At 57.2% G+C, this 17,629-nt stretch carries 18 protein-coding genes; 5 read left to right on the top strand and 13 right to left on the bottom strand.

Annotated features, from left to right (window positions below; all coding sequences use genetic code 11):
- Positions 1-220: 220 nt before the first annotated feature.
- The 5 genes from FIL88_RS16000 to FIL88_RS16020 all read right to left on the bottom strand — a co-directional run bounded on the left by FIL88_RS16000 (position 221) and on the right by FIL88_RS16020 (position 5,308).
- On the bottom strand, positions 221-1,057 hold the full coding sequence (locus FIL88_RS16000) for an amidohydrolase family protein (RefSeq protein ID WP_142854892.1): 837 nt from the start codon (positions 1,055-1,057) through the stop codon (positions 221-223).
- A complete protein-coding gene (locus FIL88_RS16005; RefSeq protein ID WP_142854893.1) occupies positions 1,054-1,887 on the bottom strand; it encodes a carbohydrate ABC transporter permease in 834 nt (277 codons plus the stop codon). The genes FIL88_RS16000 and FIL88_RS16005 overlap by 4 nt, the downstream gene beginning before the upstream one ends.
- 1 nt (position 1,888) lies before the next feature.
- The gene (locus FIL88_RS16010; RefSeq protein ID WP_142854894.1) at positions 1,889-2,809 is read right to left on the bottom strand and encodes a carbohydrate ABC transporter permease; all 921 of its coding nucleotides are present in this window, start codon (positions 2,807-2,809) and stop codon (positions 1,889-1,891) included.
- Between the two features lie 63 nt (positions 2,810-2,872).
- The gene (locus FIL88_RS16015; protein WP_142854895.1) at positions 2,873-4,138 is read right to left on the bottom strand and encodes an ABC transporter substrate-binding protein; all 1,266 of its coding nucleotides are present in this window, start codon (positions 4,136-4,138) and stop codon (positions 2,873-2,875) included.
- 21 nt (positions 4,139-4,159) lie between these two features.
- Positions 4,160-5,308: a mandelate racemase/muconate lactonizing enzyme family protein gene (locus tag FIL88_RS16020; RefSeq protein WP_185961000.1), complete on the bottom strand. Its 1,149-nt coding sequence runs from the start codon at positions 5,306-5,308 to the stop codon at positions 4,160-4,162.
- Between the two features lie 163 nt (positions 5,309-5,471).
- Between FIL88_RS16020 and FIL88_RS16025 the strand changes: the two genes are divergently transcribed.
- Both FIL88_RS16025 and FIL88_RS16030 read left to right on the top strand, forming a co-directional pair.
- A complete protein-coding gene (locus FIL88_RS16025) occupies positions 5,472-6,107 on the top strand; it encodes a GntR family transcriptional regulator (protein ID WP_142854897.1) in 636 nt (211 codons plus the stop codon).
- 1 nt (position 6,108) lies between these two features.
- Positions 6,109-7,167, top strand: coding sequence for an ABC transporter ATP-binding protein (locus tag FIL88_RS16030; RefSeq protein ID WP_142854898.1), 1,059 nt, complete (start codon positions 6,109-6,111; stop codon positions 7,165-7,167).
- A 141-nt stretch (positions 7,168-7,308) separates the two neighbouring features.
- On the opposite strand, the gene FIL88_RS16035 is transcribed toward FIL88_RS16030, so the two are convergent.
- From FIL88_RS16035 to FIL88_RS16050, 4 genes are read right to left on the bottom strand one after another with little or no spacing between them, the layout of a single operon-like run.
- The gene (locus FIL88_RS16035) at positions 7,309-8,307 is read right to left on the bottom strand and encodes a zinc-binding alcohol dehydrogenase family protein (protein ID WP_142854930.1); all 999 of its coding nucleotides are present in this window, start codon (positions 8,305-8,307) and stop codon (positions 7,309-7,311) included.
- Positions 8,308-8,312: 5 nt separating this feature from the next.
- Positions 8,313-9,104 (bottom strand): ATP-binding cassette domain-containing protein, encoded by a 792-nt coding sequence (locus FIL88_RS16040; protein WP_142854899.1) that lies wholly within the window; start codon positions 9,102-9,104, stop codon positions 8,313-8,315.
- A gap of 59 nt (positions 9,105-9,163) precedes the next feature.
- Positions 9,164-10,105: an ABC transporter substrate-binding protein gene (locus tag FIL88_RS16045; protein WP_142854900.1), complete on the bottom strand. Its 942-nt coding sequence runs from the start codon at positions 10,103-10,105 to the stop codon at positions 9,164-9,166.
- Between the two features lie 33 nt (positions 10,106-10,138).
- Positions 10,139-11,161 (bottom strand): ABC transporter permease, encoded by a 1,023-nt coding sequence (locus FIL88_RS16050; RefSeq protein ID WP_142854901.1) that lies wholly within the window; start codon positions 11,159-11,161, stop codon positions 10,139-10,141.
- A 165-nt stretch (positions 11,162-11,326) separates the two neighbouring features.
- On the opposite strand from FIL88_RS16050, the gene FIL88_RS16055 reads away from it, so the two are divergent.
- A complete protein-coding gene (locus tag FIL88_RS16055) occupies positions 11,327-12,229 on the top strand; it encodes a GntR family transcriptional regulator (protein WP_142854902.1) in 903 nt (300 codons plus the stop codon).
- Positions 12,230-12,272: 43 nt separating this feature from the next.
- Here the strand turns inward: FIL88_RS16055 and FIL88_RS16060 are convergent, their stop codons facing one another.
- Together FIL88_RS16060 and FIL88_RS16065 are read right to left on the bottom strand one after the other, a co-directional pair.
- Positions 12,273-13,244: an aldo/keto reductase gene (locus FIL88_RS16060; protein WP_142854903.1), complete on the bottom strand. Its 972-nt coding sequence runs from the start codon at positions 13,242-13,244 to the stop codon at positions 12,273-12,275.
- A 15-nt stretch (positions 13,245-13,259) separates the two neighbouring features.
- Positions 13,260-14,366 (bottom strand): mannitol dehydrogenase family protein, encoded by a 1,107-nt coding sequence (locus FIL88_RS16065; protein ID WP_142854904.1) that lies wholly within the window; start codon positions 14,364-14,366, stop codon positions 13,260-13,262.
- A gap of 119 nt (positions 14,367-14,485) precedes the next feature.
- Here FIL88_RS16065 and FIL88_RS16070 point away from each other — a divergent pair, with 119 nt between their 5' ends.
- Both FIL88_RS16070 and FIL88_RS16075 read left to right on the top strand, forming a co-directional pair.
- Positions 14,486-15,394 (top strand): sugar kinase, encoded by a 909-nt coding sequence (locus FIL88_RS16070; RefSeq protein WP_246066754.1) that lies wholly within the window; start codon positions 14,486-14,488, stop codon positions 15,392-15,394.
- A 1-nt stretch (position 15,395) separates the two neighbouring features.
- Positions 15,396-15,728 carry an L-rhamnose mutarotase gene (locus FIL88_RS16075; protein WP_142854905.1) on the top strand — a complete coding sequence of 111 codons (333 nt, stop codon included), beginning with the start codon at positions 15,396-15,398 and terminating at the stop codon, positions 15,726-15,728.
- Between the two features lie 73 nt (positions 15,729-15,801).
- On the opposite strand, the gene FIL88_RS16080 is transcribed toward FIL88_RS16075, so the two are convergent.
- The gene (locus FIL88_RS16080) at positions 15,802-17,082 is read right to left on the bottom strand and encodes a TRAP transporter large permease (RefSeq protein WP_142854906.1); all 1,281 of its coding nucleotides are present in this window, start codon (positions 17,080-17,082) and stop codon (positions 15,802-15,804) included.
- Complete coding sequence (locus tag FIL88_RS16085) at positions 17,079-17,603, bottom strand: TRAP transporter small permease (RefSeq protein ID WP_185961001.1); 525 nt, start codon at positions 17,601-17,603, stop codon at positions 17,079-17,081. The genes FIL88_RS16080 and FIL88_RS16085 overlap by 4 nt, the downstream gene beginning before the upstream one ends.
- Between the last annotated feature and the right edge of the window lie 26 nt (positions 17,604-17,629).

The raw sequence follows: 17,629 nt of genomic DNA on the forward strand, positions 1-17,629 counted from the left end.
TTGGACCAGTCAGATGAGGCTGCTCACTCTCGCGGCCAGCATCGATCCACAAAGCGCACTGGGATACAGGCCGCCGGCGCCAAAACTCAGCATTCCGACGAAGCAGAGCATACTGCACTGACATCAAACCGGACCACCCTATGGGGGCGTCCCACGCTCACGCGGGCAGATCTTGCCTAGCATCAAATCCGTTTGGCAAAGACATTCACCTTTAACCTATTTAGGCCGCTAGACGAACTTCGGTTCCATAAATCTGCTGCGCACTATCACCGAAGATCTGCGCTACATCGCGATTGTCGAGCCCCCTCAGCACCCTGTCACACAGGGACACCCACGCACCATAGTCTGCGCTTTCCTTCAGCACCGGCCAATCACTGCCCCAGATCAACCGGCTGGGCCCGAACTGAGACACAAGCACATCAACATAAGGCTGTAGCGCGTCGATCCGATCCGAAAACACAGTCAGGCCCGACAGTTTGCAACTGACATTCGGCAGAGTTGCCAAGCGCGCAATGCGGCATTGCCATTCGTCCATTGGACGCACTCCGATCTCGGGCTTGGCGGCGTGGTTGATCACAACGGTCAATTCAGGATTGGCACGGCACAGAGTGTCGAGGGCTGGCAAATGATGGGGCTGCACCAGGGCATCCAGTGACAAGCCCCGTGCCGCCATGAAAGACAACGCGGGGCTGTGGGCGATTTGCGCCAGCCAATTTGCATCCGGGTTCGGCTGCGCCATGGCACGCACCCCCAGAAACAAAGGGTTTTCCGAAAGACGCCGCAAGTCTTCAAGGGCATGTTGTGCTTCAAGATCCACCCATCCGACGACACCTAGAATAGAGGGCGTCGTCTCGGCCAGAAACAGCAGAAACTCGGTTTCCGCAAGGGTGGGTGTGGACTGCACCACAATCGATTGCACGACGCCCGCCGCTCGCATTTCAGGCTCCAGATCGTGTGGCAGGAAATCCCGGTTGATCACCGGACGATGCGGGCCAAGCCAACCATAATCCTTGCGGGCCAGCGCCCAGTAATGCTGATGAGCGTCGATGCGGATCATTTGGTTGCCCCCGACGTCAGACCCGAAACCAGCTTTTTCTGAAGCGGCAGGAACAGCAGAAGCGTTGGCACTGTGGCGACCACAGACCCCGCCATCACTGCACCCCAATCGACATTCACATCTCCGAAATACTGATACAGCCCCAGCGGGATCGTTTTCATGCTGTCATCGGTGATCAGCGCAAGCGCCAGAAGATATTCAGACCAGCTTTGCAGAAACCCAAAGGTCGCAGCCGCCACCATGCCCGGCCACATGATCGGCAGGATAATCTTGGTCACCACCGTCAGGCGTGAGGCCCCGTCGACGATAGCGGCTTCGTCCAAGCTTTTCGGGATCGTGGTCAAATAGCCCACCAGAAGATAGATCGTGAAGGGCGTGATGAAGGCAGTGTAACACAAGATCAGACCGATCTGGCTGTTGATCATCCCGCCGCGCGCGAACAGGATGAAAATAGGGTTCACCAGAATGATCCACGGGAAAAACTGCCCCCCCATGATCGAGCCAAATACCAACCCACGCCCCCTGAACCGGAACCGCGACAGGCCATAGGCCGCAAAAAGCGAGATGGTGCAGGCCAGAAATGTTGCCGTGATACAGACGATCAGGCTGTTGATCACATAGACATAGTATCCGGACGAGAAGATGTTGACATAGTTCGACAGCGTCCACCCACCATCCGAGGACACCAGTGAAACCGAGAGGTTCTCGAACGAGCCTTTGAAGACGTAGAAGGCCGGTGCTAACAGGAAGATTGCAAAGATCGCAAAGCCGGTCAGAAGGGCTCCGTTTTCGATTAGGCCAGCAAGGCCCTTAGGGCGTTGAGTATCCATCTTATCCCACCTTGTCCTGCATGTCAGAAAGTCCGAAGAAGCGGAAATACAGCGCGCCAAACGCCGCCATTACAATCGCCATGGTCACGCCGATCGCGGCGGAATAGCCAAGGCGCAGATCAACAAAGGCTTTCAGATAGACCTCGGTCGCCAGCACGTTCGTATAGGTGCCCGGCCCGGCGCCAGTGGTCAGCCAGACATAGACGAAATTGTTGAAGGTCCAGATCACGCTCATCAGGGTCAGCACCGAAATCGTTGGCATCAGATATGGCAACGTGATGAACCGGAAGCTCTGCCAGCGATTGGCACCGTCAATCTCGGACGCTTCCAGAAGATCAGACGGCACGGTTTGCAGTGCGGCCAGAAGCGATACACCGATCAGAGGCGTCGTGTTCCAGACGATGATCGTCACGATGGACGGCCAGACGGTGGTCAAGTTGGCGGTGAAGGCAACCGGATCTGAAATCAACCCGGTTGCCAGAAGCCAGCTGTTAATTGGTCCGTGAGTGGGGTCAAACAGCCAGCGCCACGCGATCACCGCCACCACTGGCGGCGTCGCCCACGGCACCAAAAGGATCAGCCGTGCAAGCGTGGTCATATGCATCCGTTTCAGGAAGTTTGAATTCAGAAGAAGCGCGAACCCCAGCCCCAGAATGATCCGACACACAACCGAAATCGCCGTTAGCCAGAAGACGGTGTTGATCGCAATGTCGAAAAACGAGGACGAGGTCAGGAACTCGGTATAATTGGCCAGCCCCACAGGATCGCCACCTTGGCGCAACTTCAACAAGGTGATGTCGGTGAAGCTAAGCTCAAGATTATAGAGGGTCGGGTACAGGTAGAACCCAACCAAAATTAGGAAAGTGGGAAACAGCATCATAAAGATTGTGAAGCGTTCCCGTGCAAGCGGCGAGAGTTTCATTGTGGCTCCATGACCAGTCAGAAAAGCGAAGGGGGCAGCATGCGCCGCCCCCCTCTGGGAGAGTTAGTTACCAAGCATACGGTTGATTTCAGCAATCAACTCGTCTGCGGCCTGTTCGGGCGAGTTCTGCCCTGACAAGGCTGCACCAAAGGCGCGCGACGTGACATTCCACAGCGGGCCAACACCGACACCACTGTCTGCATATGCCCCCCAGGTGCGGGTGTTTTCCGCCAACTGGGTCGAGAAGCCGCTTTCCTCGGGGCGGTATTCAATTTCCGACAACATGGTCTTCTGGGCCGGGAACTGGTTGGTATAGTATTTCTCGAACAAGGGCGCCGAGTTCAGGAACTGCATCAGTTTCCAGGCCTCTTCCGGGTGCTTGGTGTTCGAGTTCACGACCAGTGTACGGCCGCCCAGATGGGTCTTCGGACCTTCGCTGCCGCCCATCATCACCCCAGATTGCAGCGGAACTTCTGCGCCGGGATTGGCCTCTTCCCACGCGGACAGAAGCTGACGGAAGGTGTTGGTCGGCATCACTGCCATGCCCTGCTGACCGTCAATCAGCGCCTGCATCAGCGCCGGGTCATGCGGCATGTCGATCGACAAGATCGATTGCGACACCAGACCGTCATCCAGATAGGTCTTAAAATAGTTCATCGCATCGACCAGCTGCTCTTTGGTCACACCGACCTTATAGCCGCCATTCCCATCAGCCGACACGAACTCGGCCCCGTTGGACCACAGGTAATAGTTCACTGGGAACCAGATCTGGTTGGCAGCGGGGAAAGCAAAGCCGGTCTTCCCGGTCTTTTCTTTCACGATCTTACTGTCCTCCAGAAGCTCGTCCCACGTGGTTGGGAAGTCCGAGACCCCCGCCTCTTCCAGCACATCCGTGCGATAAACCATCGCCCACGTATCCGCCGACCACGGCACACCATAGGCGGTGCCCTCATACTTGGTCAGGTCCGTGGCGATGTGGTCTTCGAACCCATTGGGGAATGCGCCGTATTGCACCAGATCATCAATCGCGGTTACGGCCCCAGCCTCGGCCATTTCCTGGGTCCAGACAAATGCGATATGCACAACATCCGGCCCCTGCCCCACAGCACTTTCACGCAGGAACTGGTCGCGGCTGTCTTTCCACGCGATGGTCTGCATATCGACGGTGATGCCGGGATTGGCCGCCTCGAACTCATCCAGTGCAGCGCGCATTTCTTCACGCTCGCTGTCATTGAACCGGAATGTCAGATTGACATCCGCAGCGGCCGACAGGGCTGTGCTGGCCATCAAGGCCGCTGAAAGCAGCAGTTTCTTGCTCAGGTATTTCATTGTGTCCTCCCTAGACGATTTTCATTCTTTTATGGTGATAGTTGCAACGCTGAACCGCTTCAGCGCCTCGAGGTCGGGTACAAAGCCAAAGCCCGCTCCCTCGGGCAACGGCACGTATCCGTTCGTGGGTTTCAGGGCGATGTCGCCCAAATCAGTGCGCAGCGGGTTGGGGTTGGCGTCCAGCTCGACCCGACCATCTGCTTTCAACGCGGCCAGGACATGAAATGACGCGGCCAGCCCCAAAGCTGTCCCCATATAGTGCAGCGTCACCCCTGCCCCATGGGCCAGCGCGTGACGCCCGGCATCAAAACACCCCGAAATCCCGCCCCATTTGGCGACATCCGGCTGGATCACTTTCAAAGACCCCGTCGTGACATGATCGGCAAATTGCGACGCCGAGGTGACGTTCTCGCCCCCCGCCAGCGGCACGTCCACTAACTGTGCAACACGTACCCAATCTGCGCGCGGAGCGTCCGCCATAATGGGCTCTTCGACAAAGCCAAGGTCAAACCCAGCCAGATCAGAGATCGCCGTGATTGCTTGACCCACGCGCCAGTTCTGGTTCGCATCGACGCCAACAAACATGCCTTGCGAGTCATGGGCGCGGAAACGCGACAACACATCACGGTCCCGTTCGGGATCAAATCCGATCTTGATCTTGACCCCGCTATGCCCTTCGCTGGTCAACCGCGCTGCAAGCTCTTCCGGGGCCTCCGCAGACGGGGATGAGGCATAGACCTGCGCCTGCGCAAGCGGGTCTTCGGCAAGCATCCGTGACATCGGCACACCAGCGACGCGGGCCGCCATATCCGCGACCGCCATATCGATGGCGGCAAGGCAATGGGCGAAGGGGCCGAATTCACCGGTATGGATCATCATCCGCGCCAGCTCATTTTCCAGTTTCGGACGCACACCGCGCCAATCAGAAACATCACGTCCGACAAGCATCGGGCCGATCGGATCCTGCATCAGATTAAGTTTCGCAACATTGCCTTTCGGGGGGTAGTTGCACCATGCTTCGCCCCAGCCAAACGCGCCGTGCTCGTCTTCGATCCGAATCAGCAGCCCATTGCGAACGGGCATAAGCGCCAAGGTTGACACCGGACCTCCATCCACTGCGCAGGACAGTGCAAACACTTCAATTTGTTTAACTTTCCGCGTTTCAGTCATGGAGTTTATTCCGCATTTTAGCCCGATCTGATTTGGATTGTTTTTATTCATAACAAGCTAATTGTTAACTGATTAATCAGTGATTGTCCACTGTACGATTATTGATTGACATTTCAGCAATCACATCGCTATCTTCAGAAAAACATCAAAACTTCAGGATCACATGACCCGCGCCACTGCTTATCAACAATTCCGCGACCGCCTGCTCTCGGGCGAATTGCAACCCGGCCAGTTCGTCACCCAAAAGGAACTGGCCCAGCTTGCTGGCGTCCCCATTGGGACCGCTCGTGAGGCAATTCAGAAACTGGAGCATGAAGCGCTGCTAAAGGTGCATCCGCAGCGCGGCATCCAAGTGGCGGACGTGACCACCAAGTTCATCCGCGAGGCTTTTGGACTGCGCGAAGCACTTGAGGTTCAGGGCGTGCGCAACTTTGCCTCGGGCGATTTCGGGATCGAGATCGACATGCTGCTGGCCGCCACCCGTGACGTGCTGGAAGACGCGCGCGCGAACCCCACCGCAGACACACTGGAACGCGCGGTCGAAGTCGACTGGGATATGCATGACCGCATTATCGGCAGTCTGAACAATGACCTACTGAACGAAACATACCAGATCAACGCCACGCGGCTGCGCCTGATCAAGGTCAGCAACCGGTTTTCACCGGATCGCGCCCTGACTGCGCTGGCGGAACATCTGGACATTCTGGAACTGTGCAAGGCGCAGGAGGCCGAGGGCGCGGCCAAGGCGCTGTCCCATCACATCCACACCGCCATGACACGTGCCTTACAAGGACAATAACATGTCAGATATCGCTATCTCATCCGCCGTTAAGAAATACGGGGCCGTGCAGGTGTTGCACGGCATCGACGTCGACATCCAAGACGGTGAGTTCGTCGTGCTTGTCGGGCCGTCAGGCTGCGGCAAGTCAACGCTGCTGCGGATGATTGCCGGACTTGAAAACATCTCGGGCGGGAACATTGCAATTGGCGGCGAGGTGGTCAATGACCTGCGCCCCAAGGAACGCGGCATCGCCATGGTGTTCCAGAACTATGCGCTTTATCCGCATATGACCGTCGCCGAAAACATGGGCTTTGCCCTGCGCCTGTCCAAGCTTGCGAAGGACGAAATCGACGCCAAGGTACGTGAAGCAGCCGAGATCTTGGACCTGGGCCCGCTGCTGGCCCGCTATCCCCGTCAATTGTCGGGTGGCCAGCGTCAGCGCGTCGCTATGGGCCGCGCCATTGTGCGCGATCCGTCAGTGTTCCTGTTCGACGAACCCCTGTCGAACCTGGACGCCAAACTGCGCGTGAAAATGCGCACCGAGATCAAGGCGCTGCATCAGAAGCTGAAAACCACCATCGTTTATGTGACCCATGACCAGATCGAAGCCATGACCATGGCGGACAAGATCGTGGTTCTGGAAGGCGGACATGTCTCGCAAGTTGGCTCACCGCTTGAACTTTATGACAACCCATCGAACCGGTTTGTGGCGACCTTCATCGGCTCGCCCTCGATGAATTTGTTGCCCGCCACCACGCGTGACGGAACCGGCCTGACACTTGGCAATGGTCAAGACGTGGCCGTGCCCCATCAGCTGGCGTCGGAACGCGCCGTCGACTACGGCATCCGCCCCGAGCATCTGACCGTGGGCGCCGAGGGCGAAGGTTTTGCGGCCGAGGTTATGGTGGTCGAACCAACAGGTTCGGAAACCCATGTGATCTGCGACCTAAACGGCACCGAAGTCGTCGCTGCCTTGCGTGATCGTGTGACCTATCAGCCTGGCGACACGATCTGGCTGGTCCCAGATCTGGAACGGTCTCACCTATTCTGTCAGGACAGCGGGCAAGTTCTGCACTGACAAACTACGTCCCCACCCTGCCCGCGCGTGCTTCTTCCTGTCATGCGTGGGCTTTTTTTGTGGCCTGTCGAGCCCACAAAAAAATAACGCCCGATCGAAGAGACCGGACGTTACTGCTGTGAGTGGTATTTACGGCGTCTTCTAGGGAATGACGACAGCTTTGATAAGCGCCTCGCGATCCTCGACAAGATCTTTGAAACGGGCAGGAAGATCCGCCAACCGCACTGTTTCCGAGCACAGCGCGTCTGTGTCGATCTGGCCTGAACGGATGGCCTGCATCACCATATCAAAATCGGATTTCAGCGCGTTTCTGCTGCCGATAATCCGGGCTTCGCGCTTGTGGAATTCGGCGTCCGTAAAGGTGATATCGCCTTTCACAACGCTGATCAAAACATAGCTGCTGCCATGGGCCAACAGATCGAACCCCGCCTCGATGGCCTGTCCGTTTCCAGTGGCATCAAAGATGATATCGAACCCGTCCGCCAAATCGCCAGACAACACGCTGTCTGACGGCTGATGAAGGTTGGTGAAGCCAAACTTTGTTCGGGCCTGCTCCAACCGCGCGGGGCTGAGGTCCATCAGATGCACTTCTGCGCCCGCAAGCCGAGCAAACAGCGCCGCACCAAGCCCGATTGGACCTGCTCCGGTAACCAGAACCCTGTCTTCTTTCGCGATGTCAGAACGGTTGACCGCATGAGCGCCGATGGCAAGAAATTCCACCATCGCAGCCTGCAATTCGGTCAGTCCGTCGGCGGCGTAAAGATTGCCTACAGGAACCGCAATACGCGAGCACATGCCACCATCACGGTGAACGCCCAGAACTTCGATCCCTGTGCAGCAGTTGGGCTTACCCTTTCTGCACGCACGGCAGTTCCCGCAGGACACATAGGGATTGATCACAACCAGTGACCCTGCTGGAAGCCCCGGCAGGTCTGACACTGTGCGCCCGGACAATTCATGTCCAATCACGCGCGGATATTCGAGGAACGGGTGCTTGCCTTCGAAGATATGGTAATCCGTGCCACAGATGCCAATTGCTGTGATGTCCACCAAGACCCAGCCGTCTGGCGCCTGATCGGGTCGGGGATATTCGCGCAGCTCGAACTGGTCGGGCGCGACAACCGTGCCGCTGATCTGCATATCCTTCACTGTGCCACCTCGCGATTGCGGGGCACCCAATTATCTGGAAGACCGCCTTTGATGATCAGACTCAGAACGTCATCCTTGCTGACTTCCTCGATGGGGTGCGATCCCACATTTCGGCCTTTATTCATTACCATGATCCGGTCGCAAAGTTCGAACACATCGTGCATGTCATGGCTGACCAAGAAGATGCCAATCCCCTGCGCCTTCAGCTTGCGGATCAGGTCCGCAACCATCGCCGTCTCAGACGGGCCAAGAGCCGCAGTCGGTTCGTCCATGATCAGAATCTTAACGTCGAAATAGATCGCACGTGCGATGGCGATCACCTGCCGCTGCCCACCAGACAGGCTGGATACAGGGTCGGTCAGATTGGTGAAATTCGGGTTAAGCGTATGCAGCACTTTGCGCGCTTCTTCCAACATCCGTTTGTCGTCAAGGTTGCCGAATTTCGTGCGTAGCTCGCGGCCCAAAAATAGGTTCGACGGCGCGTCCAGATGGTCGGCCAGCGCCAAGGTTTGATAAATCGTTTCGATACCCAGATCCCGCGCGTCATGCGGGGACGCAATATGGGCGTCTTCTCCGCGCACCCGGATCTGACCATGGCTGGGCATCATTGCGCCCGACAGGATCCGCATCAAGCAGGATTTGCCAGCACCGTTATGGCCCAGCACGCCAACAACTTCACCCGGGTAAAGGTCAGCCGAGACACCGTTGACGGCCCGCACCCCGCCGAAGTGTTTTTCGATATCAACAAGCTCGACCAAGGGGGTCTGGCCAGAGGGGGGAGAGGACATGAGGGACTCCGTCATAGAATAAAAATGGCCGGCCCCCGAAGGGACCGACCGGCGGGAATTTAGTACAGAACGTTCTGTGCTTCGGGCGCGTCGATATTGTCTTTGGTCACAAGAACGACGCCAGTGTCGATGTAGCTTTCAACCTTGTTGCCAGCCAAAATCTCCATCACAGCTTTTACGCCCAGCTCACCCATCTGGAACGAGCCCTGAACGGCGGTCGCCTCAAGTGTGCCATTGCGCACGAAGTCCTGCAGGTCGCCATTGCCGTCAAAACCAAACGCCGCAACAGCACCGGCTTTACCAGCTTGCTCCAGCGCACGGCCCATGCCGATGGCAGTGGGTTCGTTGGCGCCAAAGATGCCGACCAGGTCACTATTTGCAGCCAGAATATCGGTGGTCTGGTTCAAAGCGGTCGCCATCTGCGACTGCGAATAGAACGGGCCAACAATTTCAAGGTTCGAATTCGCGCCCAGCTCTTCCACGAAGCAGCCAACGCGACCGATTTCCGAACCAACACCGGCAACATAGGACATCACGGCAACTTTGCCGTCCTTGCCGACCTTGTCGATCATCTTGCCCGCAATCATCTTGCCAGCCGCACAGTTGTCGGTCGACAGGAAGGCCTGATAGGTGCCTTCGGCGTCCTCGGACAGGCCGCTGTCTACGATCACAACAGGGATACCTGCTTCATACGCACGCTTCACAGCCGGGGTCAGGGCGTCAGGGTCCGACGGCGCCAGAACGATACCGGCAACCCCACGGTTGATGGCATTTTCGACCAGGTTTACCTGATCAGCAATCGCGCTTTCCGATGCCGGTCCGTTGAACGAGAACGTGTGATCCGACACACCTTCCATCGCCGCAGTCGCACCTTTGTTAACGTTCTGCCAGAAGTTCGAGTTTGTGGTCTTTACGATCACCGCAATCTCTCCGGCCATGCCGGTTGCGGGGATCAGAGCCAAAGTGCTTGCGGCCAGTGCCGCCTTCAGAGTCAGTTTCATGGTTTCCTCCCTTAATGAACTGATTTGGTTGTGTTATTTTCGGTTCCGCAGCTGGTCGATATAGACCGCCAGAATGACGACAAAACCGATGATGATCTGTTGAATAAAGGCCGATACGCCAGCCATATTCAGCCCGTTGCGCAACACGCCAATGATGAACGCGCCCAGCATTGTGCCCGAGATATTGCCAACACCGCCCATCAGCGACGCTCCGCCAACCACAGCCGCGGCAATCGCGTCCAGCTCGTACATCACGCCTTCGTTTGGCTGCGCGGTCACAAGGCGCGACATCAATACGATGCCAGCCAGCCCTGCCAGCGCGCCAGACAGCGCATAGGCGGTGATTTTGGTGCGGTCGACTTCAACACCGGCAAGGCGTGCGGCCTCTTCGTTTGATCCGGTTGCATAGATGTGGCGGCCAAGGCGGCGGCGGCGCAGCAGGTACCCGCCTGCCAGCGCGACGATCACAAGAAGGATGGCCGGATAGGGGATCCCGGGAAACACCACGCGGGGAAAGCCGTTGGCCCCCTGCTCTACAACACGGAACAAGGCACCATTCCCCAGCACGCCAAAAGCTTCGCCTAGACGTGAAATCGGGGCTGCACCGGTTAATTGCAGCGCGACGCCTCGCGCGATCAACATCATGCCAAGCGTTGCGACGAAGGGGGTGATCTTCATTTTTGTGATGACAAAGCCGTTGAACAGCCCACACGCCGCACCGACCAGAACACCAATCAACATCGCCGGCACCACCGGCATTCCGGATTTGACCAACATCCCAGTGACTGTGCCTGACAGGGCCAACACCGAACCGACGCTCAGATCGATGCCTCCGGTGATGATCACCAGCGTCATACCGATACCCAGCAGCCCAATCACCGAGGTTTGCAATAGCACCGTCAGCCCGTTATTCACGGATAGGAACGCTGCATTTCCAAACGCGAATACGATGATCAGGATCATAAGAGTAAGAAACGCCGACAGTTTGTGGAACATCTCGGCCGACATATTCAGCTGCTTGCCCTTGCTTCGGATCGAAGTGAGTGAAAGGTCCATTCCCGTCTCCAGTGCCCCCCTCTTACCGACGGGGTGTATTTTTGGTATTTAATTATTTGATACAGAGAAGCAGGCGATGCACCATAAGTCAATTGTTTTTTATAATTGCGTACTGTATATAAAAAAACATAGCTGCACCAATCAGTTACAAAGAGGTAAGATCACGTGGCACGAACGGACGAACGGTTTCGCGAAGCATTCAATGCTCTTCTCACGATCTGCGAGGGGCTGAAGGTGGGCGAAACGCTTCCATCTGAAACACAACTTGCCGCAAAGCTTGAAGTCAGCAGAACCGTGGTCCGCTCTGTGCTGACCCGGCTGGACAATGAAGGCGTCATCCAGTGGGAGGGTCGATCCAAGACGCTCTTGCGTGCGCCCCGCAAAGGTGATCAGCTTGCAACACGTGAAGAAGGCCTGTCATCTGAAGAGCTTGAACAACGCTTCCTTGACTGGATCTTGCGCTTTGACGTCCCCCCCGGCACGCCAATCAACGTCACAGAACTTGCCCGAAACTGGAACGTCCAGCAGCACTCGCTGCAAGAATTTCTGGCATCCCTCAGCCGTTTTAGCCTTGTCCGGCGGCGAAAGCGCGGCGGGTGGGAGCTGTTGGGGTTCACGTCAGATTTCGCCATCGAGCTGTCCGACTTTCGGACTGTGCTTGAACTGAATGCAGTCAGCAAGTTCGCGCAGCTTCCTGATGACGCCCCCATCTGGGCGGACCTAAAGAAACTGAAACAAGAGCATCTGGAACTGCGCGACCAGATCGATACCCGGTTTCACGATTTCTCGTTGCTGGACGAACGCTTTCACAACACGATTGGCGGTGTGGTCAAGAACCGGTTCACGGCCGAATTTCAACGGGTGATCGCGCTTATTTTCCACTATCATTATCAGTGGGACAAAAAAGACGAACAAGAACGCAACGCAGCCGCGATCACGGAACATCTTCGGCTGATTGACGCCCTGTTGACCCGTGACGAGCCTGCTGCGTTGGCCGCCGCGAAAGACCATTTGGTCACGTCGAAGCAGACCCTGCTGGCATCGCTGGGCATCCACGATTTTGCCTAAGGGGCGGGGGCGAGCACAATAAGCGCCCTGCCCTTTCACCACATTACACCGGGTCAAACACCCAGTCTGATGCCGTATCCCACGGAACGTCCAAGGCATCCAAGTTTCGCTTCAACGACGACACTTTTCCGGTTCCTAGCAAAACCGATGCCGCCGCTGGGTGACGCCGAGCATATTGCATAGCGACAGTGGCCAGCGGCACACCGATCTCGTCCGCACGGGATTGCAGCTGTGCGACCTGCTCCATGACCTCGTCCGAGGCGGGTTGATAATCGAAATGCGCGCCGGGTACTGGTCCGGTGGCCAGAATGCCCGAATTGAAAATCCCGCCCAGAACCAAGCTGGTCTGCGCATCCTGGCAGCGCCCAACCAGTTCCTCTTCGCCTTGGCGGTCCAAAAGGGTAAGCCGCCCTGCCAGCAAAATGACGTCCAGCGGGCACTCTCTCATCACATCCAGACAGACCTGCGTTTCGTTGACGCCCAGACCGAAGGCTCCAATCCGTCCCGCCGCTTTCAGTTTTTGCAATCGCTCCAGCCCCGAGGACATGAGCGCATCAAAATGCGGTACATTGCCATCGCCATGGGCATAAGTGCCAATGTCGTGCACATAGATGATGTCGATATATGATGTGCCAAGCCGTTCACAGCTTTGCTCAAACGACGCCTCGATCCCGTCCCCGGAATAGTCATAGCGCACATCATTGGGAAGCGGATTGATGAACCCGTTCGCCTCGGCCATCGGCTGACCGGGGGACAGCAGGCGCCCCACCTTGGTCGAGATTGCGAAGCTGTCGCGCGCTCGGCCCTTTAGAAAGGCGCCCAAACGCTGTTCGGACAGGCCTCGCCCATAATGCGGGGCTGTGTCGAAGTAACGAATGCCCGCATCCCATGCACAAGCCAAAACCTCGGCGGCCTCGGTTTCGGGGATGTCGCGATACAGATTGCCAATGCCCGAACAGCCAAAAGACAGATCGCTGACATGTACGTCGGTTTGCCCGATACGATTGGTGATCATGATAATGTCTCCCTTTTATGTCCGGCGTGCCACTTGGGACAGGCGTGGCATGTCATGCGTTGCCCCCTGTGCCTGCGCCCAGTCGATGAAGGCTGCGATGCGACGTGTGCATTTTTCGGTATGGTTACCGGCGATGTCTTCAAGTTTGTGTTCCAGAAATGGATTGTCGAACCGATCCAACGTTACACGTATATACGCGGATGCCTGATCGCCAAGCCCAGCGGCCTGGAACCCAGGCAGAACCTCGGTTTGATACAGGTCCTCCAGGTCAGTCCGCACGGTGGGATCCCGCATCAGATCACGAACAAATTCGGCCCTGACGCGCCCGCGTTTCAACCAGCCTTCAACAAGATAGCTGTGACCCAGATTAAGGATATGCAGCTTCTGTTTCTCAACCGGATCCAGATCTTGCACCACCTGCACCGCATGGTGCCGTGCAGGCAGGATCAGCCCCGTGCAATCCTCGATCGCCCAAAGCGCATAAGGTTCGGCGACGGCTCCTGCGGGTTCCAAAGGCTCGGACACAATCCTGTCGACCAACGAATTCACAAAGCGCACGTCAGACGCCACCCAGTCAGCAAATTTCGGATCCAGCGCGTGGGCGAGCTGCAACACCCGGTCACGCAGGACCTCTCCGTTTCGGGCGACCAGCTCGGTCGGCATGATCTGGATCGGCCGTCCGCCGCCCTCAAACCGCGCCCGCAAAAGATGGGTCAGTTTCGCGGGAAACGACATGGGCTGAGCAAACTGCGCATTATCGTCCTGCGGCTGTGGCTTCCAGCCCGCATCGCCAGTATTCGAAATCACAATCTCGGCCTCGTCCACGAAACGTCGCTGTAGTTCTGTAAGATCCGTCGCCGTGGACAGCGTACATTTCACCGCACTGGCGCGGGTTTCATAAGATACCTCGACGCCATCAACCATGCCCTGCACCCGCACCGGGTATCCTTCGGGCGCAGCAAGCGCCTGCAAACGATGCGCGCGCGCCGGGTCGCCCGATGATTGCACAACGCAGATCGGCCCCGGCGCATCCCCCGCTTTCAGCGCGTCTGAAATGAACAGATCAGCATGCGCCTGAAGAAAGCGGCTTGTGCCAAATTGGATGATTGGTGTGATTGACATCTTAGCCTCCGGTTTGCTATTTCGTTTTTTATTATTACGTACAAATTGTCAAGTCGGCACACGCTTGGCTACAACGGAAAACGAATGCCGGCATCAACCGGCTGGGAGGGTTCACCAGAATGGCCATGCGGATACTTTTTGCAGGCGAAGTCATGGGCGAATTACGCCGGAACGACACAGGGTATGCCTTGGGTTTTGCTGGCGATACGTTCAACGCCGCCGTCTATTGCAAACGCTTGTTGGGGAAGGACGGGCACGTGTCGTATCTGACACGTGTTGGCACCGATCCAATGTCGCAAGGCGCACTGGATCTGGCAGAGGCTGAGGGATTGGACACGTCGTCTATCCAGCGCGATACCCGTTACAATCTGGGCCTTTACGCGGTTGCGACGGACGCCGAAGGAGAGCGCAGCTTTTCCTATTGGCGCGACCAATCTGCGGCGCGACAGTTGTTCTCCGACCCCGCTGAGCTGGATGCACTGGAGCAGACCGATCTGCTGTGCCTGTCAGGGATCACATTGGCAATCTTGTCGCCCCAACAGCGCGAGGAACTGTTTCAAAGAATCGCAGAACTGCGGGATGCTGGAACGTTGCGATTGGTCTTCGATGACAACTATCGGCCTGCCTTGTGGGAAAGCCCCAAGGTCGCACAACAGGTGATGACGCAGGCGTGGTGCTTGACCGACGTCGCTCTGCCCTCGGTCGATGATGAAATGGCGCTGTTTGGCGATGCAGACGAGGCGGCAGTGCTGGCACGGTTGCGCGGGCTTGGTGTGACCGATGGGGCGCTAAAACGGGCAGCCTCGGGTCCGGTTCCGATCAACCCCGACGTTCAGATTTCTGCACCCTATCCCGCAGCCGAGCGTGTCGTGGACACCACCGCCGCGGGCGACAGTTTCAATGGCGGCTTTCTGGCCGCGCTGATGCAGGGCGCCCCGACCGACGCCTGCCTGATGCAAGGTCACATGATGGCACGCGAAGTGGTCGGCCATCCCGGCGCGATCATTCCTAATAGAAAGGACAACTGATATGGCACAACGCATGGGCAAGGTAATTGGCCTGAAACCTGAACACATGGCCGAATACAAACGTCTGCACGCCGATGTCTGGCCGGATGTGCTGGCGCGGCTGCGCAAATCGAATATCACCAACTATTCGATCTTCCTGCGCGAGCCCGAAAACCTGATGTTCAGCTATTGGGAATATACCGGAACGGATTTCGAGGCCGACAGCGCTGCGATTGCCGCCGACCCAGTCACGCAGGATTGGTGGAAAGTCTGTGGTCCGATGCAGGCCCCGCTAGAGACCCGCGCCGAAGGCGAATGGTGGGCGTCCATGGAAGAGGTTTTCCACCTCGATTAATATCCATCAGATAAAATGCAAAAGGCCGCCCCAAAAGGGTGGCCTTTGTCGTTTTGGACCACGGTCTGCGGGCTTAGTTGCGATACAGCAGCTCGGGCAGGAACATGGTCAGTTGCGGCACGAAGGTTAGCAGCAAAAGCACACCGACCAGCGGAACGACGAAGGGCATGGTCGCACGCACGCATCGTTCGAACGGCACGTCGGACACCTTGGCCAATACAAACAGTACCATTCCAACGGGTGGCGTCAGTAGGCCGATCATCAGGTTCAGGATCACGATCACACCCAAATGGATTGGGTCCACACCAATCTGTGTCGCAATTGGAAGCAACACCGGCACAAGGATCGAAATCGCGGCGATGGTCTCCATAAACAGGCCAATGATCAACACGACAAACATGATCATCAGAAGGACCACATATTTGTTTTCGCTGATCCCCAGCAGGGTTTCCGCGAACAACGCCGCTGCCTGATTGGCGGTCAGGATCCACGCAAACACGGTGGCTCCGCCCACAATCAACAGGATTGATGCCGTGGTTTCGATCGTCTCAAGCGAGACTTCAACCAACCGCGGCAGCGTCAGACTTTTATAGACAAACAGCCCAAGAAGCAGCGCATAGGTGGCGGCGCAGACGGCGGCCTCGGTCGGGGTGAAGGCACCGGTTACAATGCCGCCGACGATGATGACGGGGGTCATCAGGGGCAGAACAGCACGTTTGAAAGACGAACCAACGGTCGACAGGCGGAACGCCACATCGCGCGGATAATTCCGCTTGCGCGACAGGTACCAGACCATCCCCATCAAGGCGCCAGCCATCAACAGTCCGGGGATAATCCCAGCCACGAACAGCTCGCCAATCGACACCGATGCCATGACCCCGAAGATCACCAAGGGCAGCGACGGCGGGATGATCGGTCCGATGGTGGACGAAGCCGCCGTCACACCGACCGAGAAATCATCATCATAGCCTGCATCTCGCATGGCCTTGATCTCGATCGCGCCAAGCCCTCCCGCATCGGCAACCGCCGCGCCAGACATACCGGCAAAGATGATGCTCGCGCCGATATTCACATGGCCAAGACCGCCATGCATCCAGCCGACAATCGACCGCGCGAAGGTGAAGATCCGCTCGGTGATCCCGGCCGAGTTCATAAGCCCGCCCGCAAGGATGAAGAACGGGATAGCCAACAGCGGGAACGAGTTCATGCCGTTGATCATGTTATGGGCCAGCAGCACCGGCGGCATGCCTTCGATCAGGATATAGCCCAGTGAAGATAGGCCAAGTGCGACAGCAATCGGCACGCGCAGCGCCATCAGCGCAAACAGGGCAAGGAACAGAAGTAAGACGGTCATGCGTCACCCCCTTTCACCAATCGCCATAGCTGGCGCAGTTGCAGCACGACCAGTGCCACCAACGCCGCCAGCAAAAGGGCATAAAGGTAGTATTTCGGGAACGGCAGCGAGACCATTTTCTGGAAGCTGGTCTGGCGCGCCAGAATGTAAAGTGAATAGAGCAGAAAGCCGAACATGCCGGTCGTGACGATGGCGGCAAAGATCTTGATCGGATGCAGCAGGTGCCCAACGAACCCGTCAATGAACTCGAGCCGGATATGGGTATCGCGCAGCTGACAACGCAGCGCGCCGGTAAAGGCCAAAAGGATCAAAAGATAGCGCGCAGCTTCTTCCGTCCAGGACAGCGAGTCGTTCAACACATAGCGCGTCAAAAACTGCAACAGCACTGTGAAGAACAGCGCAGTAAACACGATCAGTGCAGGGATATCCCAGACCGAGAAAAACTGTCGCCAGGATTTGGTCGTGTTGCCCATCACCTCTTCGGTGAACAGATCGTCCAGATCTTCCGTAGATCGCCCCATGACGCCCTCCTTCAAAGATGAGGGCG

The sequence above is a fragment of the Aliiroseovarius halocynthiae genome, assembly GCF_007004645.1.
Classification (GTDB): domain Bacteria; phylum Pseudomonadota; class Alphaproteobacteria; order Rhodobacterales; family Rhodobacteraceae; genus Aliiroseovarius; species Aliiroseovarius halocynthiae.